Source organism: Rhizobium mongolense USDA 1844, from assembly GCF_000419765.1.
In the GTDB taxonomy this organism is placed as follows: Bacteria; Pseudomonadota; Alphaproteobacteria; order Rhizobiales; family Rhizobiaceae; genus Rhizobium; species Rhizobium mongolense.
In genome coordinates this window covers 228026-249568 of sequence record NZ_ATTQ01000001.1, presented here as the reverse complement: position 1 = coordinate 249568, position 21543 = coordinate 228026, and the positions used below count along the sequence as shown (strand labels likewise).

Here is a 21543-nt window from a genome sequence, read left to right as displayed (position 1 = left end):
CGACATGACTGGCAAGAGCCACATCACCCCTCTCTTCGATCCCCTTTGCGGTTGGTGCTATGGCGCATCGCCGCTGCTCGCGCAGCTCGCCGCGGTACCTGATCTGACAATCACGCTCGCCCCGACCGGTCTGTTTTCCGATTCCGGCGCTAGGTCGATGGACGAGCGATTCGCCGCCTTCGCCTGGTCAAACGACCAGCGCATCGGAAGCCTCACGGGGCAGCGGTTTAGCGATCTTTATCGGAGCCAGGTTCTCGCAACAGGCGGTATGCTGGATTCCGCTCCGGCCACACTGGCACTGACTGCCGTTGCCCTGACAGCACCGAAGCACGAGCTCGATGCGCTCCGGTACATCCAGGAGGCGCGCTATATTTCAGGCCGCGATGTCACGGACATGTCCGAACTGCAGAACGTGCTGGCCAGTGTCGGGCTTGGTGCGGCGGCACCCCGCCTCGCTTCTCCCGATTCCGATCTGCTGGCTGCTAACCGAGAGCGCATGGCCTCAGCGCGCGCTCTGATGCGTGAGTTCGCAGTCAACGGCGTACCGGATTGATCGTGGACGACGGCGCGCATCGGACTTTGCTCAAGGCGCAGGACCTGTTCAGTGACAGCGATCTCGTCGCCAGGCTGTCCAACACAGGTCATCCGCGGGTCTCGCTCGCAACAGCCATCCGATGAAAGGATAACCTCGATGATGATCCAGCGTACGATCCATACAGCACTGGCCGTCTTCATGCTCGGCGTAGTATCGGCGACGCCCGGCTTCGCCCAGAATGTGCCACCCTACGGAGCGCCGATCAGCATCGACCGAGCCAAGCAGGTAGCAGCGGCCGCCCTCGCGGAAATGCGCAGGAAGAGCTTTGAGATGACGATTGCCATAGTGGATTCCGGCAGCAACCTCGTCTATCTCAAACGCTCCAACGATGCCGGCATCGGCACGATCGACGCAGCACTTGGCAAGGCGAAAGCCGCCAACGGTATCAAGACCCCGACAAAGGCGATCGGGGATATGATCCTTCATAACAACCAGAGCAATCTGCTTGCCGTGCCGGGAGCTTTTCCGGTCGAAGGCGAAGTGCCTCTCGTTGTCGATGGCCAGGTGGTTGGTGCGATCGGAGTCAGTGGCGGCATGCCCGCTGATGATGGCGCGATCGCCAACGCCGGGGCGAAGGCGCTCTAGGTAGCCCGGGCGCCAATCGATGTTGTTAAGTCGCATGAATAAACCAAGACAGGATACCAGGACCATGTTCACCAGGAGAACCATCATGAAAACCACTCTCGCCGCTGGCGCGACTGCCGTACTTGCTCCCGCAGGCCTCGGCCACGCAGCAGGAAGCCTGACTTGGAAGCATTTCCCTGCAGGGCAGAATGGCTTCTTCCGCGCCCCCGTTCTGGTTTCCGGCGCGAACGAAGCCGTACTGATCGATGGCGGCTTCACGCTGCCCGATGGAAATGCGCTCACCGACGCCATCAAGGCCACGGGCAAAAAGCTGACCACGATTTACATCAGCCAGTCCGATCCGGACTATTACTTCAGCCTCGGCCCGATCAAGGTAGCTTTCCCCGATGCCGAGGTGATCGCCGCCTCGGCGACGGTCGATGCGATCAAGGCGAGTGTCGAAAAGAAGCTGGCCGTCTGGGGGCCGCAGCTCAAGGAAAACGGTCCCCAGACCCTGGCTGACATCGTCATGCCGGAAGCCTTTGACGGAAAGACGCTGACTGTTGATGGCGAGACCATCGAGATTGTCGATGCGGAAGGCATGGCCAATCGTCGCTACCTCTTCGTGCCATCGCTGAATGCCGTGTTCGGCGGCGTGATGATCTTCAACGGCGTCCACGTCTGGACGGCAGATACCAACAGCGCGGAACTGCGCGCCGCCTGGGTTGCCAATCTCGAAAAGCTCGCCGCGCGCAAGCCGGCTGTCGTCGTGGCCGGACACATGATGCCCGACGCCAAGACCGACCTCTCGGGTGTGGAACATACTATCGCCTACCTGAAGGCCTTCGAGGAGGAACTGGTCAAGGCCAAGGACTCCGCAACGTTGAAGGCCGCCATGGAAAGCCGTTTCCCCAACCTCGGCATGGGCGTTGCGCTCGATATCGGCTCCAAGGTCGCGACCGGCGAAATGAAGTGGGGCTGATCGCCATGAGAGCTAATCTCGAAATCATCCGGGCCACCTATGAGGGCTCTTCGGAAGACAACGGCCGCAATCTACTTGCAGCCCTGGCACCCGATGCGACGTGGACGGAAGCCGAAGGTTTCCCCTACGCCGGTACCTATGTGGGACCCGACGCGATCGTTGCAGGCGTGTTTCACCGGCTCGCCACCGAGTGGCTCGGTTATCGCGCTGACGTTCACACCTATATCGGGCATGATGACCGGGTTGCCGCCTTCGGCGTCTATTCCGGCACATACAAGGCTACCGGAAGGTCTATGACGGCAAGCTTCGCTCACCTGTACCAAGTCCGGGACGGCAAGATTGCCAGCATGGTCCAATATGTCGATAGCCATATGGTCATGAAGGCGCTGAGTACCGACTGACCATCTCTGTCGCGCCCGTAGAAACCTGACAACATCTCTGCGGATTTGGATGTCAGGTTTCACGTCGCGTCAACGACATGTCGTCCGCTTTGGGGCCGATTGCGGAAGAAGTGTCATGGCTCAAATGCGCCGCCATGAGCATATTCCGCATCTTGGCTGGCGCGCTCTGCAATTCATTATCAATATCGCCCAGATGCGCCCGAGCGATTGCGGCCACGCCTGAATATGAGCAGTCTCGGCATCGTCGTAAGAAAGTCGAAATGCTCTTTGCTCATCTCAAACGCATTCTCCGGATGGCGCGTTCGAGGCTGCGGGGTCCGTGCGGTGCCCGAGACGAATGCCTGCTTGCCGCAAACCGCCCAAAACCTCAGGAGACTGGCCAAACGCAGACAAAAAGGTCGCCGCACGGCGTCATCGCCGTATAAAAGTGGCATAATCGATACCCTGCGCAGAAGCGCAGGGCAGATAGCCGATAGCTCGCTGCGTAAAAGGGCCGAAACGGCCGGATGAACGGCTAATCCATCGAGTTTTTCAATGATATTCGCCAATTGCGGACATCGTGGCGTCGTAGACTTTCTCTATTTCTTCCGTCAATTTAATCATGGCCGCCAAGGACATCGAAAATGGGATGGAAAGCACTCGAGCAATGGGGTGAAGACGCCGCTCGCATCGAACCACTTACCGGAGGGGTTGCCAACGACGTGTGGAGCGTTCGCGTCAACGGGCAGATCGCGGTCGGTCGTCTCGGCTCCAGGACCGACGCTGATCTCGCATGGGAAACCGAGCTGCTCCAACACCTCGACCGTGAAGGTATGGCCGTTCCAGTGCCGATCCCGACGACTGATGGCCGCCTGTTCGTCGATGGTCTGGTGGTGATGAAATACATAGAGGGCGGACCGCCCGAGACGGAGTTCGACTGGCGTCGTGTGGCCGACACGCTCCGCGAGCTGCATCGGTTGACGCAGGGCTGGCCACAGCGCCCAGGCTGGCAATCGTCGACCGACCTCCTCCATGCGGAAACCGGAACGAGGATCAACCTTGCCGCGATGCCGCCTGAGGGCGTCATTCGATGTCGAGCAGCGTGGGCACGACTAATCGGGCGTCAGACATGCGTTGTCCACGGCAACCCCAACAACCCTGGCAACGTTCTCATGACCGCAGATCGGGTCGCGTTGGTCGACTGGGATGAGTCACATGTCGACGTCCCCGACCTTGACCTAGTGCTGCCCGGCAACGCTGCCGATCTTGACGACGGAACGCATGACGTCGCCGCGCAAGCGTCAGCCGCATGGGAAGCCGCCGTTTGCTGGCAGGACGAGTACGCAGTCAAGCGGCTTGCCGAAGTTCGAGCGGTCTAAGCGGTTCTGGCGGATAGACTGGGCATATCCATGCCGGAACCTCCGGTGACCACATTGCCGATAGCGGACGAAACGCAAAAAAAACCGCTAGGCGTTGGCAGCGGGTGGTCGCCTTCGCTCCTGTATAGCCTTTTCAATCTCGCCGTCATGCCAGGCCTGTGGAAACGCGATCTTCCAAATGAGACGGCGCAACTCCTCTGGAGCGATATCCCGATATCCCAGGTCCTCTAAACGCAGCACAAGAAGCAGATGGTTAGTATTCACCACTAACCGGGCATACGTACTGACATCGTGAAGAACCGGTCGCATAGCGGCATAGGAGTTAAATCCGAAGGATGCCGCAATCGCCTCGTCGAGGTGCGAAGACTTGATATGCGGGTACCCGCTACGCAGAGCCTTTTTCAGAGTAGCAATATTCAAGGGAGAGAACCTAACCGAAGCGTTCAGCATAAGACGATCCAATGTTCTTGTCGAAGTCCGCCGATTACGCTTCGACCTTGATGAACCTGGTCGTCGAAAAAATGCTCAAATGCCCTTAAACCCGGCAGTAAGTTTGGATGGGCTCCCAGCTTTTGATAGTAACCATTGATTGTTTCATGCTCAAGGGGTAAGTCCGCTTCGGGCCGGAAGCTGCCGTTACGATGTTCAGCACACAGGCGTGATAAGCTTCAAAATCTCATGGTATCGCGTGTCGCTAATGCCTGTTCGCTGCTCTTCCGCGAACGGGCTTGGATCACCAGATTTTAGGTGAAGCGTAGGGCGTTCAGATGGCCCTCTAAAATGAATCTCGACGGCCGCGCCAAATGACTCTGGATAGGCGTCAAGTGCGTTCGCCAGCGAACCCTCGTAGGCGGCTTCAGTTGACCCGTCAGCTTCGTAAAGCTCAAGATATCTCTTGAAAGTGGGCCATTCGACCTCGGCCCAGAGACCCCAGCCGAACTCGCTCGGTCGATCTCTAAACGGCACGAACAGGATGCATCGCATAAAATACCGTTCGCCAAATTGGCAGAGGTCACTGTCGAACTTTGCCTTTTCGGACCGGACGTCCTCGGGAATACTCCAAACAACATCGGGCAGTTTGAACGCCCAGTTCGTTGTCAGCCCGTCATGTTGGGTGCCGCATATCGCACAAATAAAAGATTCGTCCATGATTTCCCATAAAAGACGCTTAGATCGGGCTTTAATAGAAGTTTCTGGCAAAACAGTCGAGAATTCAAAGAAAAGTGGAAAGGGAGCCGGACGCAACGCGATGGCCGATTGGGGCCGGAAGCTCAAGCCAGTCCGGTCTCCTTCGCGCCAGCACCGGTCATTGAAAGTCTCAAGTAGTTGTTCTTTAAGGGTTCGGTTGGCTGCAATCGTGGAATTGCCGAAAGCGGATTTTGAAATGGATCGATTGCGGATTGCCTTTCTCGCCCATCGAAGAACGACGAAGTTACAAGGATCGATCGCTATCGCAGCCGGAAAGTAAGCGCTGTTGCGGGACGACCTTTCGGAATTGAGCTCAAGCCAAGACGCCGGCATGGATCAAACGCGATCCAGGAACTCAAGCACTCGAATGGTGAGTAGTGCGGTTGCATCCGCGTCATACGATGAGAGCGAGCTGTCGGCGAAGTAGTGCTGATCGCCGGGGTACAGGAAAAGCTCCGCGTCCTCGACCTTCTCCACGATCTCGCGGGCGGCGTCGATGTCGCCCTCGCCGACGAAGATCCGGTCGTTTTCCATGCCGTGAATCTGGACCGCGACGCCGTCTGGCCAGGGTCCGAAGGCCCACTCGCCACTGATCGGCAGGCAAGAGTAGAAGAGCAGGGCTCCGCGGGCTCCGGGCCGTGTCTGTGCCAGCTTTTGCGCCGGCAGCACACCGAACGAGAACCCGGCATAGACGAGCTCGGGAGGCAGTTCGTCGGCGACACTGACGCCGCGCTCCCGCATGTCGTCGAATCCGATCTCACCGATGTAGGCGAGACCCTCATCGATGCTCTGGAACGTGCGTCCGTCGAACAGGTCCGGCGTGTGCACGATGTGACCGGTAGCCCGCAAGTCGTCGGCGAACGCGCGCACACCCGGGGTCAGCCCCTGTGCGTGGTGGAACAACAAGATCTCGGCCATAGGGAGCCTCCGGGTGGGATGGTCGGGCGTACGTTCGGCCACCCTAAAGGGTCATCGCCTCGCTGGGAAGAGTGCGGACACGTCACAGAAGTAATGACGGTGACGGTCGCCAAGATTCGGCTCGAATAAGCGGTGCGCTCAGGCCGCGGCCTGTCAGGCAAGCAGAGCTGGTCGAAGGTGAAGCGGCAGGATCGGACTTGCCGGTTGCAACCGCCTTTCGGCTCTATGTGGACGGCTAAACGGTACCCGTCCCATTTTATTTCGAAAGCCCAGTCCGGTCCCTTCGGCGGCTTGCTTTTGTGAGCGCCAGACAGGGCTCAATGCGCGCGGGCATGGGACCAAGCGGAAGGTTCGGCTGCGCCGGATCGCGAGGCTTTCGCGGTCGCGTCCGCGATGGTTGGTGGGCGGCCCGAAGAGGCGCCTGGAACGCGGCGGCTTTGCCATCCAACAATTAAATCGCGCATGCGCAAATATCCATCGCGATTTCAGTGGGGATACTATTCTATCGGCCGCTTGAACTGCTCGATCCGCGTGGAGCGGCCGAGGGCTTAGGCGAGCGCTTGAGACGAATACTCTCCTCCGAGTGCGAGACTGACAGCGGCCGCTCTCTATCGGAACATGATGACATTTGCACCACTGGTGAACCACCGTGGTGACCATGTCGATCTGGCTTTCATCGAGGGGAAGTAAATCTTGAAGGGACATATTGTGCGCCTCCTTTATGGCAAAGAGTCCTAAATCTCCTGACCGGTCTCAACCGTATAATTTGCTGACGTCTGCCACTGCGGCACGCAAAACTCTTACACAAGGAGTTCATCATCCGCCGGAGGCTCAAACATCTGGGGACCACTTCGAGATCATTTCATCAGAGATGCGGAATGCGTCGGCCGCATTCCGAGCGGCCAATCGGCATATAATTTCTTCTCCTCGTTGGCAGGTAGTGAACGATGGTGGTGGCTCCCAGATACGCAGCCCGCCTGCGAAAGTCGTCACGCTCGGACCTAGCCCAGAAACAAAAGTCCAAAATAACGTCAATACCCCGCACAAGAATACGCCGGCTAACTCCAAAGCAGCGCTTCTATCGCACCATGTCTCATGTCGTGCTCGGGATGCTCGAGATCCTGACCGAAAAAGCGAAGATGCCACTCAACCAGCCGTCCGCCGAACGGCCGCCAATGCCCCTTCCATCTCTGCTCGGGCCGACAGGCGACGGTGGCATCGGCTGCATTAAACGGTAGTTACTCCACGAGCAGGGACAAAAGCTTTATCTTTGACATCAGGTTGCTAGCAATGAGCGAAGCGATGCTGACGATGATAATGGTGATTAACACGCGTGCGACGGAAGACGGCACAAACTCGGTCTGAACCATCCACAGGAACAAAAGGTGGATACAGTACGATCCGAGCGTCTTCTCGCCAAGTTTTGCGACGGTGCCCGGCACGTGGCTTTGACAACCAAGAGCCAGGAAAAAAATCCCGACGGCGTAAGGGACGGTCGATATGAAATAATCGATGTCACGTGTGGGCGGCACCTGGAAAAAGCGCCACAATAAAAAGCTCTCGAGGCACTGAAGCAGAAATCCGGCCGATGCGATGGCGACAGACTGCTTTATCGTCAGCGATAGGCCGGACTTGCCGATCCAATAGCCGATCGCGATGAAGATGCAGCCAAAAAATGGTCCGTCGCGGAAGTTCCAGGGTAAGGGCCCCTCCACATTCAGTTCCACGAAGGGCACTCCCAGGCAGTAGAGCAATATCCCGGCGACGAGTGCTCCTCTTATGCCTGAGACCTTCAGACACAGGGCGAAGGTAACAGCGCTCACACCCAAAGACGGCAGGAACCAAAGATGGTAAGCGGGAACGCCTTCAACGAGAAGCTGTCGGACGCCCGCAATCCCGCTATCGCCAAAAATTAGCTCATGCGCCAGAAGGTATATGAGCACCCATCCGGCAAACACAGGGAATAGCCGGGTAAGATAAAGCTTGGCCGTGGAAACCAAGGACAAGCGTTTCCGGCTGAGAAAATATCCAGCCACAAGAAAGAAATAGGGCACTGCGAAACGTGGAACGAGCAAGAAAAACTCTGTTGCCCGCAGCCCGAGGTAAAAGCCGCGCGCGTGAACTGCGACAACAGCAACGAAGGAGACGACCCGAAACAGGTCGATGCCCATATGGCGTTTGGGACTCAAAGCATCCGTTGGCAGGCTCATCGGCAGAAGCTCCTTGGAAGCCGATATCGCATAGCCCGCAATCGGCCCGGTCAAAACATCAAAGTTGCGATCGACTGCAGCGCATTTGCTTGGTCTCGGTCGGCGCCTCGATGCCGCGGGAAAACCTTCAGTTCGCATGCGCAATAACTACCGGAATGCCGCAGGGGTGTCGAGCGCGGCTACAACGCTGAGGCGATCTTTGCATCGCACACGGGTTTCGTGTCGGTTAATCTAAATTAAGGCGCCGGAGGACTAGGAACAATTCGACCGTCTCGGATGTTCGGCGGAATGGATCGTGCGGCCAATCTCTCCTGTGCTTTAGCCCCTGCACGTGGCCGTGCGGTCCGCCTTCGCGCATCGGTTTGTTAGCGTACAGAAACCGTGACCCCTATCAGGGGTTCATCTTTTGAACGTCTTCTGACGCCTCTCCGTCGTCGACAAACTAGCCCCGATTTCGTCGAGGCCCTTTGTCCAAAACCGTACTAATACCTTCGGTTAGTTTACCGGCAGATCGTCTTACCCATTTTATAAGAGCCGCCCACCCTATGAGGGTATTCGTCACTTTCCCCATTGCCCCGCCAACAGCGGGGCTCTTTTTTGGAAATCGTCCTTCACGAACGCCGCGCAAGTTCCCGCTGAATGCGAAGCTCGTCGCGGATCCGATCGAGTTCGTCGCGACACGGAGTTTGAAGCGATGCCGGCGAAGCACTGCTTCGAGCCAGGAACATTTTTCTGTCTGGAATGTTAGGATAACGGGTCGCGTGGCCGCAGCCCTCCTGTGACGTGCAATGATCGTTGCACTGCTGCGCGATCCGCCTCGCTGGTCTCAATGCTCTTCCTTTCCATACTCGTGGCAAACTCCAAAAAATCCGCCTGTCATCGTAGCGATGCGGCGCCGGCCGTACCCGGTGCGCCGTGCTATTTCCGGGACAGGGACCTTCCTTGTTTAGGGTGAGCCATCCGCATTCTGATAAGCTTCTATATATAAGCGAGCCTTCCCTTGAGCGCCGCACAAAGGCACCTGCGGATTTGCCTTTGGCCGACGATTTCGGTGATCTCACCATCGGACCGGATGAGGGAACCGGCAGTGCACGCATCGACGTCGGCGGAATCACGATCTTGCTCACCGATGTGGACGCGTCGACTCTGTCGGCTTCGGATTTTTCAATTTGTCTGAAAGGAGGTTGCCGCCGCGTTTCGCGGCGGCAACCGCTTCAATATGGATCGGCGGCATTAGCAGGAATCGCTGAACGTCGAATTGACGTCTTGTAAAGAGGTCCTCCGGCAAAGGCGCTCCGCAAAACTTCAGCCTGTGATTTCTGAAAGCGAGATTAATCAACGACATCTACGAGACGGCCTGCCCGCCGCGCCCGGACTTGTAGACATAAAGCAAGCGATCGATCTTCAACACCGAACATGCACGCCGGATCGAGACCTTCCAGTCCGCCTTGTTCGTGTCGACAAACTGGCGCTTGGGGGGCAGGCCTCAAAGCTTTTTTGACAGAACGTCCTGGAGCATGGCCTTGTCCAGCGACAGGTCGGCAACGATCCGCTTCAGCTTGGCGTTCCCCTCTTCGAGCTGACGCAGCCGCTTCATTTCCGAGGTCATCAGGCCGGCATACTTCTTGCGTCAATTGTAAAAGGTCGCGTCCGAAATGCCTGCCTTGCGGCAGACGTCACCGACCGGCGTCCCGTCCTCCGCCTTTTTCAGCACGAACGCGATCTGCGCTTCCGAAAACTTCGGTGCCTTCATGGAATTCTTCCTTCTTCCCACAGGGAACATAAGTGGAAAATTCCAGGTCTGAATGGCCTGATTTAACGGGCGCCCGTCAGGGTCGCCTCTACACAAACCACCCCGTGATGTCCTTGTGAACAGCGCCCGGTAGGGCCGGATCTAACGGGGCCGCCATGCCAGGTTAGATCGGTCGGAGCCGTTCTTGGCCTTTAAAGCTTGCAATACGCTCGCTATGTTCTAATGTGTCAACATTAGATATTCGCGAGGAGTGTTGCCATGTCGGTCACAACCATATCGAGCCGCGAATTTCAGCAAAACGCCAATCAGGCGCAGAAGGCGACGCGCCAAGGGCCGGTGTTCATCACGAACCGGGGAAGAACAGCGCAGGTTCTGCTGAGCATCGAGGACTATCATCGTCTTACTGGGAAAAGGCAGAATATTGCGGATCTGCTTGCCATGTCTGAACTTGCTGACATTGAGCTGGAAATTCCGTCGCGTCTTGAGCGTGCGGCGCCGGTGAACCTTGATTGATGTTGTTACTGGATACAAACGTCATTTCCGAACTGCGCAAGGTTCGGCTTGGCAAAGCGGATCCCAACGTTGCGCGGTGGGTCGAATCGCTGGAGACGGCAACCCTTTTCATATCGGCAGTCACAATTCATGAGCTTGAAATCGGTGTTTTGCAAAAGGAACGCCGCGATGTGGAACAGGGCGCTCTTTTTAGAGCCTGGCTTGAAACGCAAGTTTTGCCGACCTTCGAAGATCGGATCCTGGCGGTGGATAGCTCCGTCGCGAAGATGGCGGCCAGGTTACATGTTCCAGATCCCCAATCGATCAACGATGCGTATATTGCGGCAACAGCCCTTGTCCACGGTATGACGGTCGTAACGCGCAACGCCGCTGATTTTGAGCCGACTGGCGTGAGTATCCTCAATCCTTGGAACCATGCGCACTAACCTGTTGACACGGCCGAGCGCACCAGGGCGAGAGGGGCCGTGTTTGATTTCGTTTTGAGCTTCTATGAGGAAACCGGTCAGCCGGCGCGCCAAATTTCGGTTCGCAGCGGTTCACTCGTTCAGAAGGCCAACGCGGGCGCTGTTCTGGTTGGCTCCCTGGTAAGTTGATCAAGGCCTTCAATCTTGATCAACTCGCTCCCCCATAGCTCCGTTGCGGCATACAATCACAAGCGTCTTGCCTTGGGAGCATTCTCCACCCCGGAGACACGTAGGCATTGGCAGGAAAAAACCTTAAATTGAGGCTTGAGCACCGACGGAGGCGTTTACCTAGCACATCAATAAAGGGGGGTCTGAACGGGCTATGTGATATCCGCGGACAATTTTGGATCTTACGCGATTGTCACGGACAAATCGCTTGCAGCAGTATTGCGACAAGATGAGCTTGGCTAAAGCCAGTCGGAAGCTAGGCGGAACGCAACTCCGTCTGGCGCTCGATCGAGTATCTGGTGAGCAGGTTGCGAACCCCCGCCATCGCGTAGTTGGCAGCGATACCGGCCACGACCCCGCCTGCGATCGCCATGAGATGAAAGGCTGCAACATGTAGAATGCCTGCCGCAGGCAGCATCAGCAATTCCGGGACGTAACGGTGTAACAGGTAGATCGGAAAGGCTGATGTGGCAATCAGCGTCACGAGGCGTCCCGTATCCGCCGGTAATCGAATGCGCGGCATATAAACAAGAGCAAGAAGCGCTGCAAAGATCGTCAAATATTTGATCGTCGTTCCGATCCAGACGGTCTCCCAGAAGGCGAGATAGCTTAGCACCAGAGCAGCTAACGCTATCAAAACCAGCCTCTTTGCCGGGCTGTCGGCGAAGCCCGCGCACCAGCCGAAAACACAGAGGTGGAAAACCCAATAGAGTGCGAAGATCTGACGTCCACCGATTTCAATGACCAGCGGCAGCGAAAAGCGCGCCACGATAGCAAAACCCAACAGGCCGAGTGAGAAGGTGAAAGGTTGCGTCTGCGCGAACCTGCGCGCAGCCGGTATGGCGAAGAGAAGCGCGAAGGCAAAAAGCGCCTGTACATAGGCTTCGATGAACCAGTAGAGATAGGGGATCATCTCGTGGCGCTCAGGCTCGGCGTAGCCGAAATTGCCGGTCAGCGTGACCGAAGCCCAGGGAATTGTCTGCCAGATGACTGCATAAGCGGCGACGATCAGGAAATATGGGATCAGCACATTGATTGCGGGTCTCAGCGCCAGACTAAGCCGGCCGGCGAGCAAATGGGTCGATTGAAAGCGCGCCAGGCTAAAGCCGACCAGCAGCATCATCACGCCGGAGCCGCCGGGAACAGGCCAGAGCATCTCATGCTGAATCACCACCAGCAGGATTGCAATTGCTCTCAACACCAAGTCGGTCGGCAACCCCCTTGCTCCGTGGCGCTTCGACGAGAGCACCGCCGGATGGTGCGTGCCGAGCTCGGCGATTGTCATGCGTTCCCAGCCGTCAGGAATATCAACGCCGAGCTGTTCGAGCTCCATGACCAGCTGCAGGAAACGGAGTGAATCTCCGCCGAGTGAAACGAAGCTGTCCTTGCGACTGACGGCGAGTGGATAGAATACACGGGCATAAGCATCAAGCACATTGCCAGACACCGCGCGGGGTTCCGTCCGCCTTTTCCGCGTTTCTTCCTGGAGGCAGGCATAGTCAATCTTGCCCGAAGCCAGCCTTGGAAAACTGTCGCGAGCTGTCGCGGAAATCAGATTGGCCGGAAGGTGGCTGGCCTGCGCGAGGATGCGCTGTGCTCTTTTCACAGAGTCCGCACTGATCACGTAGGCGTGCAGCCCCGCGTCGTCGCCGATTACCGCGGCCGAAATGCCCTCGCGCAGCAGCGCCTGTTCCATGATGTCGAAGCCGATCCTGAGGCCAGCAATCTTGGCAAAGCGGCTTCTTCGCCCGACGATACGGAAGAAGCCATGATCGTCTTGCACGGCGATGTCGCCAGTATTCAGCGCTTCGATCTCGGCGCCGCGCGCAAGGTCGCTGCGCTGCATACCGTAGCCCATCATCACGTTAGGACCCCGATAGACGAGTTCTCCGGCCGTATCTGGCTGGGTAATTGGCGTTCCTTCGTCATCGACGAGCGTGAGGCTGCCCCCGGGTATGGCAATCCCAATGCGCTCTTCCTTGTCGGATAAGCTTTCCGGCGGGACGAAAGAGATGCGTGCCGTCGCCTCGGTTTGGCCATACATGACGAAGAAGCGACCGCCATTCGTACGCATATGGTCACGGTAAAGGCGGATCAGATCGGCGTTGAGCTTGCCCCCTGCTACGGTCATGACACGCAGCGCCTTGCTCTCTGAGCTGCGGAAGTTCGACCTCTCCAGGAGTTCATAGGAATAGGGTACGCCAGAGAGATTTGTGCAGCCGCTCTCGTCGATGATGCGGGCGAAGTCGCCGTCCACTACAGAAATGCCGGGAAAGAAAACGCTGCCGCCCGCAAGCAGATGGGAATTAAGAACCGACAGTCCGTAAGAATAGTGGAGGGGCAGGACCAACGCGGCACGGTCGGTGGACGAGAGTTCGAGGTAGTCCGCGATCGAGCGTGAGTTGGCGTCGAGATTGGCATAGGAAAGACGCACTGCTTTGGCAGCGCCCGAACTGCCTGATGTCATGAGCAGCAGAGCGAGATCAGGGTGGATCGCCCGGCTGCCATTTCCGGGCCGGGGCTCCTCGATGAGACGCCAGCGGCCATTGGCTGGACGGAAGATGAAATCCGGTTGGAAGGCGTTAAGAAAATCATCCCACAGCCTCTCATCACAGGGTGGCAGCATGGCGACCGCGTGTCCTGCCCGCAGTGCTGCGAGATAGGCGACGATCGCATGCTCCGAGGCTTCTGCAGCAATCGCGACGAGCCGCTTTTGTCCCTGTCCCAACCGGTTTGCGAAGCGTCGCGTTTGACCATCGAGTTCCGCGTAGGAAAGGCTTCGTCCGCTGCCGAAAAGAAGCGCCGCGTGATCTTCTCTGCGAGCGATTTCGGAAACAATGTCGGTCAGGAGCATGAGTGCGCTTCGGATTTTGAGACTAAGAGGCGCAAGCGCCTACATTCCTTGAGAATTAGAGTCAACTAATCCGATAACCGCTTGCTGGCGATTGCAGCATCGAGACATGAAGGGGCTGCCGAAATTATTGCGGAAAACGGATATGAGCCGCGGAAAACGGAGGCTTCACGGTTGCGCTGGCCACGGAACGCAAGCTCCATCGTCTATCGCCCGCGAGCCGCATGACGGTCGTGCTCGGTGCCGGAATGCTCGGTATCTGTGACCGTATCCAGCCGGAGGGGATGTCGAGCACCTCGCTGTCGGTCGACTGCGCATCGATCTTACGAAACGCAGCATCGTCACCTGCCAGGCGCGGGATGGGCGAGAGATAGGTGAATGGCCACGCTACCGCGACGCCGTCGACGAGGGGTAGGGGGCGGTCGCAAGTGAGATCGTTTCAGGATGGTATGGGAGGCGGAAAAAAAGAGTCTGCCAATGGCAGCCAAGGTGGGCGATACGATCGATACGCACGCACCGACGGTCGAGCCTTATCGCGAGTTTGCGAAGTAGCCGGCCCTTACCGCTCGGCATTCAACCATAGCGAGTCTTGCTGCATTTCGGTGCGCAAGATGGCCGCTGGTTTTCGAATCCCACCTCCTGTTCAGCCAATGCTGGCGCTTTAAAGCGCCAGCCGTAACTGCGGTTCCGTTCCTAAAGCCCGCCGTTCCAGCGAGACAGCGATACGCTTCGCGGCGGGAAGATCGGTTTCGTTAGCCGATTGCCCATCATCGCTCACGTCGCCGATCGCAGCACGCGCCGGCCGGGCCAGTTCGGTAGGCTCGGCATGCAATAGACGCTGGGGCGGCGGACGAAATTTGGATGCAGCCATTGCCGGCCGCCATCGCCTTTGCCACCATTCAATGCTCACTCGGCGGCCTGCGATAGAGGAATGATATCGGCCTCCGGCAAGGCAACCCTCGCCAGAAATTCGAAGTCGTCCACCATGTGGTGGACATCCGATCCGGTTCTGGCGACCGTCCAATAGTCGCGGCCGGCGCCGAAAACTGTTGAAACTTGCACGACCTCCCAGGCGCCTCCGGTTTCCCTGCGTCTTGCCCAGTAGAAGCATTCAGGCTCCAAGGCCAACAACTCAAGCATCCGCGAACTCCCACATTGACCAACTCGCATGCTACCATTGAACCGTGCACCGGGCCGAAGTCCTGCTGAGTGCCGGCACCCCACCGGGCGGCGACCATACATGAGGATCCCTCGGCTGTCATCGGCGTTGATGCCTCGGCGATCGCCGACGCCACGATCAAAGACGGACAACATCGATGCGACGGTGCTGGCGCATCTGCTTCGAGCCGACCTGCTGCCGGAAGCATGGGCACCGAGCGAAGGCCCGAGAGCTTCGCGCCGCGGTCCGTGAGCGGATGTTTTACGTGCGGCTGCGCAGCACCGTCTATCCGGCTACCAGCGGCGTTCCTTGCGAAGATTGCCCACAGCACCGGATATCCGTATCCATATTCCAGCGGCAGTGTGAGCGATGCAGACCCCGCAAACGTCCTGCTGCAGCTCTCGGCGGGCGCAATCTGACCCCTGTGAACCATCAGTCAATTCCGGCGTTTCTCGGGTCGGCCAAGGTGGGAGCGCCGCCACGCCAGTAAGCTCTCTGAAAACTAATCCGCCCAAATCCAGATGATAACCACCGGCAGCGCAATCAATGCCGCCCAAGCGAGCCAGAACGCTCGTGGCCAACGTTTTTCTGACGGGTGGTCCGAATGATCCGGAATATCGTCTGTCATTCCGTCGCTTTCTCACCCGCTGTCCCGCTATGCTTCATCAAAGTTTCCCCTTCCAAGGCACCAGCAGAGCCTCCAAAAACCGGATCGCGGCGGAAAAGGCGAAAGCGCAGATGGCGATAATGCCGATGCCAACGAAGACGACGTCGGTTGCGAGGAATTGGGAGGCCGACATGATCATGAAGCCGATACCGCGTGTGGAGGCGATCAACTCGGCAGCGACAAGGGTTCCCCAGCCGATGCCGACGGCGATTCGCACTCCGGTCAAGATTTCAGGCAGTGCCGATGGCAGTACGATATCTATGAAAAGCTGCAGGCGGGTTGCACCGAGCGAGCGGGCCGCGTTGACGCGCTCGATCGGCAAGGAGCGGACACCGGCCTGGGCCGATAGGCAGATGGGAGCGAACATCGCGAGCACCAGCAACGTGATTTTCGATGTCTCGCCAATGCCGAGCCAGATGATCATCAAAGGTAGATAGGAGAGGGGAGGAAGCGGCCAGTAGAACTCGATGGGCGTATCGAGAATGCCCTTTGCCCAACGATTGAGCCCCATCAGCAGCCCCAGCGGAATGCCCGCGGCAACCGCGACGATCCCGGCAACGACGATGCGGAACAGGCTGGCACGAATATGCTCGAACAGGGAGGCACCCGCATAACCATCGCGATAGACGACGCTGATCTGAGTGAGGACCTCGTCGGGCCGCGGAAGGAAAAGATGTGGAACGAGACCGAGTTCTGAGACGAGCCACCAGAGAACGACAATCGCTACTCCCGTTGCGATGCTGATCGAAACCGTCGCCTGTTCGCCGACGCCGAAACTCGCCATTTTCACGACCTTGACCTGTGGCCTCGCAAGCACCGTGGCAAGTGGTGATGTATCTGCTACCTCGCTCATGCGGCGCTCCTGACATCGTCGCCTCGATGAAGAATGCTGCGGATCTCCTCGCGTAACTCCGCGAACTCCGGCGAGGCCTTGATGGAGCGGGCATCGCCGGTTTCGGCAAAGCGCTTTACGAAATCGAGATCGAAATGAGCTACGACGCGGCCCGGCCGCGGCGACATCAACAGGACCTGAGTGCCGAGAAACAGCGCTTCTTCGATCGAGTGGGTGATGAAGAAGACTTTTTTGGCCGTTTTTGCCCAGACAGAAACCAAGAGTTCCTGCGTCTGCTCCCGCGTCAGGCTGTCGAGCGCGCCGAAGGGCTCATCCATCAACAGGATATCCGGATCGGTCGCCAGAGCACGCGCGATTCCGACGCGCTGGCGCATGCCGCCGGAAAGCTCGTAGGGAAAGGATTTGGCGAATTCGGCAAGGCCGACGAGGTGGAGCAATTCCAATGCCTGGTCATTTCGCGCCTGCCTTTTGACGCCAGCGAACTTCAAACCGAGGGCCACGTTTTCGACGACGGACGTCCATGGAAGAAGCGAATCCTTTTGGAATACGACGCCGCGATCGGCGCCAGGGCGCTGGACGGCGCGGCCATCGAGTGTGATTGCTCCTTCCGAGAGCGGAAGGAACCCTGCGATGGCGTTGAGCAGGGTGGACTTGCCGCACCCCGAAGCGCCGAGCGCGACGACGAAACCGCTCTCGGGAATATCGAACGATACCCGATCCAGCGCATGAACGGTGCGGCCATCGCGGGCCGCAAAGAAAACGCTGGCATGATCGACTTTCAGCATCTGTCATTCCATAAGGTTCGACGCCGGCGCACCGGATTGCGCGCCAGCGTCAGGGAGGATCAGTTCGTGGCGTTGTTCAGCGCGTCGGCGGTGACAAAGTTGCCGTAGTTCGGCAGGACCTCGGACACTTTGCCCTGTTCTTTGAGGAAGGTTGCGGTGTCCTTGAGGATCTTCGCCGCGCCAGATTTCTCGCCGCCGCCAAGCCACGCGTCGGACGCCTGCACCTCTGGCGTCAAGAGCGTCAGGTTCTTGAGAGCCGCAGCCTGCTGTTCAGCGGTGCCGCCCAGGAGCTTGGCAAGCGACTTGGCATTGTCGCTTGCTGGACCCCATGCCGCCTTGTCGGCCGCGAACGACGCATAGTTCTTCGTGATGACCGAAGCGAAGCTCTTCAGGAATTTGGGATTGTCTGCCGCAAATTGCGATGTCGCCACCCAGGCGGAGAAAGTCGGCGCGCCCTTGTCGGCGACATCCTTGGATGTAACGAGCACCTTGCCGTTCTTCTTGAGTTCGGTCAGCGCCGGATCCCAGACGAAGCCGCCGTCGATGTCGCCGCGGTTATAGCTCGCAACGATCTCAGGCTGGGGAATTGCGAAGACCTGAACATCCCTCTCGGACAGGCCGAGTGACTTGATAAGCGCGAGCAGTTGATAGTGGTCGGTGGAAACCGGCGCTGCTGCAAGCTTCTTGCCCCTCAGATCATCGAGGCTCTCAATGCCTGCGTCGTTGCGCACGACAAGCGCTTCGTCGATGCCCGAGATCGACGAGAGGTAGAAGGCCTTGACCTCCAGCCCGCGTGAGGCCGCAGCTGCAAACGGGCTCGAGCCGACATAGCCGATCTGTACATCACCGGAGGCGATGGCGGCGAAGATCTCGGCGCCGGAATTGAATTTGCGGAAGTCGATTTCGTATCCGGTCTCCTTCGCAAAGTCACCATTGGCGATGGCCACGGACGAGGGAAGGGCGTCGGTCTGATAAGCGACCACAACCTTCCTGTTCGCTGCATCAGCAGTGGCAGCTGCGATGGTCAGGCTGCTGACGCCGATCACGACTGCAGTCAGTAGATTTTTGATATTCATGGTGATGCCCCTTTTTTCCCTGGCCTTCGCGCCGAATAAAATCACGCTCAAAGCCTAGCGTCGGAGAAAGGGAAGGAAGAGAAATAGCAAACTATAATTATAGATTATGGGGATAAATATTTGTCGTCGTTTTGGCGCCTGCTAACATTCTTCTGTGAGTTGCGCCTTGGCGCCCCCTAATTCAGTGTTGCTGAAGCAGGAGACCTGGTGGTCAATGCTTTCCAGAGAATCTTGGTTGGAGGACTTGAGAGAGCAGATTGACGACCGCTCGCAAGACATACGAGAATGCCTATGTACAGCCCATGCTGGTCGAGTAGATCCTCGTCTCTCTCGTTTTTGGCTTTCCGACGATCACCGCAGAGAAACCTTGGGCGATCGTCAATGCGAGACGGTCCGCCCTCAAGCAAAGGAGCGATTTCGTGTCCCAGAAAATCGTGCTGATGGGAGCAGGGCTGATCGGGCGAGAACATGCCGCGATGCTGCGCGCCAATCCCCGAGTAGAACTGGTCGGCATCGCAGACGTCTCCGAGGCGGCGAAATCCGTCGCCGACGAGTTAGGCGCGCGGTTTTTCACGGACATGCGCGAGATGCTTGACCGGATGGAGCCAGACGGTGCCATCATCGCCCTGCCGAACGCCCTGCACGTGGAAGCGGCGCTCGCATGCGTCGAGCGCAACGTTCCCTGTATGGTCGAAAAACCGATCGCCGACTCGCTCGAAGCCGCGATGCGGCTCGTCACGGAGGTCGAGAAGGCGGGCGTGCCGGTGCTCATCGGTCATCACCGGCGCCACAGCCCGGATATTGCCAAGGCCCGTCAGATTGTTCGCGACGGCGCGCTCGGTCGGCTGGTCGCGGTCAACGCCATGTGGTTGACGGACAAGCCGACTCCCTACTTCGACGTGGCGTGGCGCCGCCGGCCAGGAGGCGGCCCGCTCCTCATCAACCTCATCCACGACATCGACTGCCTCCGATTCATCTGCGGCGATATCAACGAGGTCATGGCATTCACATCTAACGCCATACGGTCGTTTGAAGTCGAGGATACGGCGAGCGTCAGTGTCCGCTTCGCGAGCGGCGCTCTCGGGACGCTTTTGATGAGCGATGCGGCCGTATCGCCGTTCAACTGGGATACGGCGGCCGGCCAGGCGCTCTACTTTCCGCACCAACCAGAAAATTCCTATCATCTCGCGGGCACGAAGGCCGCGCTGTCGATACCAGGCATGGATATCTGGCGGCATGAGTCGGAAGCCGGTCACTGGCAGCATCCTCTGGTGCGCCAGCACGTTACCCTCGACGGCAGCCGCGCCTACGAAAACCAGCTCAACCATTTCGCCGATGTGATCGAAGGCAAGGCCGAACCGCTCATTTCCGCCCGAGATGGCGCGATGACGCTCGCGACGGTGCTGGCGATCGCCCAGGCAGGCCGGGAGCACCGGACGGTGACCGTCGCGGAAATGCTCGCCTGAGCCTTGGCTGGACACAGGACCGCGAGATGGTCCACGCAACACAGCTCGTCGCGCGACAGATATTGAACGTCCATCGAAGCCAACAGGCTCGGAGTGGTCGACTTCAACTGTCATCAGAAGGACGTGCCGTGGGGTCGCCGCTCACCGGTTGCAACTCGGTGCCACTTTCCCCAAGAACTTAGGGATATGCCTCGGACTTTTATGGCAAGGATGGTGTTTGGAGCGGTCGTCGAAGAATAGGGACCAGTGGTATGTCGACCAACACCAAAAGCTGGCGTCCCCTCTCCAAAAAGGGAAGTATTGATCATCGAAAAGCTTCTGTCCCAGGATTTTCCCGGACGCAAAGAGCTACGGATGCATGCTGTTGGCCCGTGTCAGTCCGATTGATGGCCAGGACAGTTTGCAATTTCGCGTCGTTGGCCCTGCCGCACCGGTTGAAATCCGCGTTCCAACGGAAGCGTATTATTTTGATGGGCGCAACAGCGACAGCGGACCGGCTCACCGTGCTTCCTGCCGATATTGACTTAATCAAACTGCAACTTTTTTAGTATGCCAACTTTTGCAGTTCTGTCATTTTCATCATTGAAATCATATGAGGATGCGGTTCATGCCTTCGGGATTGTGCGGAAGGAAATCCTTCCGCTGCTCAACGGGGAGCGATGGAAATCGTAGGAAAGGCGAGAGTCGCGGCTGTAACGACACCGTCGTTATGGCCCGTGTAACGACGATGTCGTTACATTATAATGGGTAGGTTAAAGGAGTTCCCCATGCCATCCCACACCAGTAAAAGCCCGGATGCCAGCGTGCCGCTGAATATCCGCATCAAGCCGGCGACCCTTAACCTTATCGATCGCGCCGCCGAGGTGCTGGGCAAGACGCGCACGGATTTCATGCTGGAGGCTTCCGAGCGCCGCGCCGAGGAAGTTCTGCTCGACCGTACGAAATTCACGGTTAGCCCCGAAATCTATGCCGAGTACCTTGCCCGGCTCGATGCGCCCGCGCAACCCAATGAGCGATTGAAACGCGCTATGACGACCAACGCGCAGTGGAAAGCGGCGTGACCCGCAGCGCACCGACACCACTGGCCGACCACCACGAACTGGCGGAATTCATTTCCGGCGTCGTTGAACTGGACGATTGGCTTCGTCGCCGCGCCCGCGCCAATCGGCAGGCGGCGCATCGCGCACATTCGTCGTGTGCGAGGGCAACCGCGTGATCGCCTACTATGCGCTTGCGTCCGGCGCCGTTGAGCAGCCGGAAGCACCTGACTGTTTCCGACGCAACATGCCCGACCCGGTTCCGGTTGCCTTTCTCGGCCGCCTCGCCATCGACCGGACCTATCAAGGACGCGGTCTCGATAGGGCATTGGTAGCGATGCGGGCCTGCGTCTGCTCAATGCCGCTGAAATCCTCGGTATTTGCGGCGTGTTGGTACATGCGGTTTCCGATGATGCGCGAGCCTTCTATGAGGCAGTCGGTTTTCTGCCTTCGCCGTCAGACCCCATGATGCCGATGGTTGGACTGCATGATTTCAACAACGCGCTGAATCCTTGACATATCGCCGGTGCCGTTG

At 58.2% G+C, this 21543-nt stretch carries 20 protein-coding genes and 6 pseudogenes; 13 read left to right on the top strand and 13 right to left on the bottom strand.

What is annotated here, in order from left to right; all coding sequences use genetic code 11:
* Window positions 1-4 precede the first annotated feature (4 nt).
* From A3C3_RS37420 to A3C3_RS0101360, 6 genes and pseudogenes are all read left to right on the top strand, one after another.
* Window positions 5-686, top strand: a pseudogene (locus A3C3_RS37420) (DsbA family protein).
* Window positions 687-691: 5 nt separating this feature from the next.
* Window positions 692-1180 (top strand): GlcG/HbpS family heme-binding protein, encoded by a 489-nt coding sequence (locus tag A3C3_RS0101380; RefSeq protein ID WP_028739300.1) that lies wholly within the window; start codon window positions 692-694, stop codon window positions 1178-1180.
* Between the two features lie 64 nt (window positions 1181-1244).
* Window positions 1245-2141 carry an MBL fold metallo-hydrolase gene (locus A3C3_RS0101375; RefSeq protein ID WP_028739299.1) on the top strand — a complete coding sequence of 299 codons (897 nt, stop codon included), beginning with the start codon at window positions 1245-1247 and terminating at the stop codon, window positions 2139-2141.
* A gap of 5 nt (window positions 2142-2146) precedes the next feature.
* Complete coding sequence (locus A3C3_RS0101370; protein WP_028739298.1) at window positions 2147-2542, top strand: nuclear transport factor 2 family protein; 396 nt, start codon at window positions 2147-2149, stop codon at window positions 2540-2542.
* A gap of 197 nt (window positions 2543-2739) precedes the next feature.
* Window positions 2740-2926: pseudogene (locus A3C3_RS43020) on the top strand (transposase); the annotation flags it as partial.
* Between the two features lie 239 nt (window positions 2927-3165).
* Window positions 3166-3900: a phosphotransferase enzyme family protein gene (locus A3C3_RS0101360; protein WP_022712829.1), complete on the top strand. Its 735-nt coding sequence runs from the start codon at window positions 3166-3168 to the stop codon at window positions 3898-3900.
* A gap of 87 nt (window positions 3901-3987) precedes the next feature.
* Here A3C3_RS0101360 and A3C3_RS0101355 read toward each other — a convergent pair whose 3' ends face one another.
* The 5 genes and pseudogenes from A3C3_RS0101355 to A3C3_RS0101335 all read right to left on the bottom strand — a co-directional run bounded on the left by A3C3_RS0101355 (window position 3988) and on the right by A3C3_RS0101335 (window position 8216).
* Window positions 3988-4350 (bottom strand): hypothetical protein, encoded by a 363-nt coding sequence (locus A3C3_RS0101355; RefSeq protein ID WP_022712828.1) that lies wholly within the window; start codon window positions 4348-4350, stop codon window positions 3988-3990.
* Between the two features lie 195 nt (window positions 4351-4545).
* Complete coding sequence (locus A3C3_RS0101350) at window positions 4546-5175, bottom strand: DUF2199 domain-containing protein (protein WP_198019842.1); 630 nt, start codon at window positions 5173-5175, stop codon at window positions 4546-4548.
* A gap of 249 nt (window positions 5176-5424) precedes the next feature.
* Complete coding sequence (locus tag A3C3_RS0101345) at window positions 5425-6048, bottom strand: dienelactone hydrolase family protein (protein WP_267903803.1); 624 nt, start codon at window positions 6046-6048, stop codon at window positions 5425-5427.
* A gap of 170 nt (window positions 6049-6218) precedes the next feature.
* Window positions 6219-6450 (bottom strand): annotated as a pseudogene (locus A3C3_RS46545) (non-homologous end-joining DNA ligase); the annotation flags it as partial.
* 794 nt (window positions 6451-7244) lie between these two features.
* On the bottom strand, window positions 7245-8216 hold the full coding sequence (locus A3C3_RS0101335) for an acyltransferase family protein (RefSeq protein ID WP_022712824.1): 972 nt from the start codon (window positions 8214-8216) through the stop codon (window positions 7245-7247).
* Window positions 8217-9251: 1035 nt separating this feature from the next.
* On the opposite strand from A3C3_RS0101335, the gene A3C3_RS0101330 reads away from it, so the two are divergent.
* Window positions 9252-9488, top strand: coding sequence for a hypothetical protein (locus tag A3C3_RS0101330; protein WP_022712823.1), 237 nt, complete (start codon window positions 9252-9254; stop codon window positions 9486-9488).
* Between the two features lie 82 nt (window positions 9489-9570).
* Here A3C3_RS0101330 and A3C3_RS46540 read toward each other — a convergent pair.
* Window positions 9571-9969: pseudogene (locus A3C3_RS46540) on the bottom strand (transposase); the annotation flags it as partial.
* A gap of 258 nt (window positions 9970-10227) precedes the next feature.
* Between A3C3_RS46540 and A3C3_RS0101315 the strand changes: the two are divergent.
* Together A3C3_RS0101315 and A3C3_RS0101310 are read left to right on the top strand one after the other, a co-directional pair.
* The gene (locus A3C3_RS0101315) at window positions 10228-10482 is read left to right on the top strand and encodes a type II toxin-antitoxin system Phd/YefM family antitoxin (RefSeq protein ID WP_022712822.1); all 255 of its coding nucleotides are present in this window, start codon (window positions 10228-10230) and stop codon (window positions 10480-10482) included.
* Entirely contained in the window at window positions 10482-10907 is a 426-nt protein-coding gene (locus A3C3_RS0101310; protein WP_022712821.1) for a type II toxin-antitoxin system VapC family toxin, read from the top strand. Before A3C3_RS0101315 ends, A3C3_RS0101310 begins: the two co-directional genes overlap by 1 nt.
* A gap of 463 nt (window positions 10908-11370) precedes the next feature.
* Here the strand turns inward: A3C3_RS0101310 and A3C3_RS0101300 are convergent, their stop codons facing one another.
* The 3 genes from A3C3_RS0101300 to A3C3_RS0101285 all read right to left on the bottom strand — a co-directional run bounded on the left by A3C3_RS0101300 (window position 11371) and on the right by A3C3_RS0101285 (window position 15105).
* Entirely contained in the window at window positions 11371-13968 is a 2598-nt protein-coding gene (locus tag A3C3_RS0101300; protein ID WP_022712820.1) for an AMP-binding protein, read from the bottom strand.
* A 658-nt stretch (window positions 13969-14626) separates the two neighbouring features.
* Complete coding sequence (locus A3C3_RS0101290; RefSeq protein WP_022712818.1) at window positions 14627-14836, bottom strand: hypothetical protein; 210 nt, start codon at window positions 14834-14836, stop codon at window positions 14627-14629.
* Between the two features lie 35 nt (window positions 14837-14871).
* Window positions 14872-15105, bottom strand: coding sequence for a hypothetical protein (locus A3C3_RS0101285; RefSeq protein WP_022712817.1), 234 nt, complete (start codon window positions 15103-15105; stop codon window positions 14872-14874).
* A 138-nt stretch (window positions 15106-15243) separates the two neighbouring features.
* On the opposite strand from A3C3_RS0101285, the pseudogene A3C3_RS48385 reads away from it, so the two are divergent.
* Window positions 15244-15410, top strand: a pseudogene (locus A3C3_RS48385) (IS110 family transposase); the annotation flags it as partial.
* Window positions 15411-15626: 216 nt separating this feature from the next.
* Here the strand turns inward: A3C3_RS48385 and A3C3_RS47840 are convergent.
* The 4 genes from A3C3_RS47840 to tauA are packed head-to-tail and all read right to left on the bottom strand — an operon-like array spanning window position 15627 to window position 18505.
* Window positions 15627-15752 (bottom strand): hypothetical protein, encoded by a 126-nt coding sequence (locus A3C3_RS47840; RefSeq protein WP_022712815.1) that lies wholly within the window; start codon window positions 15750-15752, stop codon window positions 15627-15629.
* Window positions 15753-15789: 37 nt separating this feature from the next.
* Entirely contained in the window at window positions 15790-16644 is an 855-nt protein-coding gene (locus tag A3C3_RS0101270) for an ABC transporter permease subunit (RefSeq protein ID WP_022712814.1), read from the bottom strand.
* Window positions 16641-17429, bottom strand: coding sequence for a taurine ABC transporter ATP-binding protein (locus A3C3_RS0101265; RefSeq protein WP_022712813.1), 789 nt, complete (start codon window positions 17427-17429; stop codon window positions 16641-16643). The genes A3C3_RS0101270 and A3C3_RS0101265 overlap by 4 nt, the downstream gene beginning before the upstream one ends.
* 59 nt (window positions 17430-17488) lie before the next feature.
* Window positions 17489-18505, bottom strand: a complete 1017-nt coding sequence (gene tauA, locus A3C3_RS0101260) for a taurine ABC transporter substrate-binding protein (protein ID WP_022712812.1) — start codon at window positions 18503-18505, stop codon at window positions 17489-17491.
* 440 nt (window positions 18506-18945) lie between these two features.
* On the opposite strand from tauA, the gene A3C3_RS0101255 reads away from it, so the two are divergent.
* The 3 genes and pseudogenes from A3C3_RS0101255 (at window position 18946) to A3C3_RS41040 (ending at window position 21524) form a co-directional block, all read left to right on the top strand.
* Complete coding sequence (locus A3C3_RS0101255; protein ID WP_033419554.1) at window positions 18946-19971, top strand: Gfo/Idh/MocA family protein; 1026 nt, start codon at window positions 18946-18948, stop codon at window positions 19969-19971.
* Between the two features lie 767 nt (window positions 19972-20738).
* The gene (locus A3C3_RS0101250; RefSeq protein ID WP_022712810.1) at window positions 20739-21032 is read left to right on the top strand and encodes a type II toxin-antitoxin system TacA family antitoxin; all 294 of its coding nucleotides are present in this window, start codon (window positions 20739-20741) and stop codon (window positions 21030-21032) included.
* A pseudogene (locus A3C3_RS41040) lies at window positions 21029-21524 on the top strand (GNAT family N-acetyltransferase). Before A3C3_RS0101250 ends, A3C3_RS41040 begins: the two are co-directional and overlap by 4 nt.
* Window positions 21525-21543 lie beyond the last annotated feature (19 nt).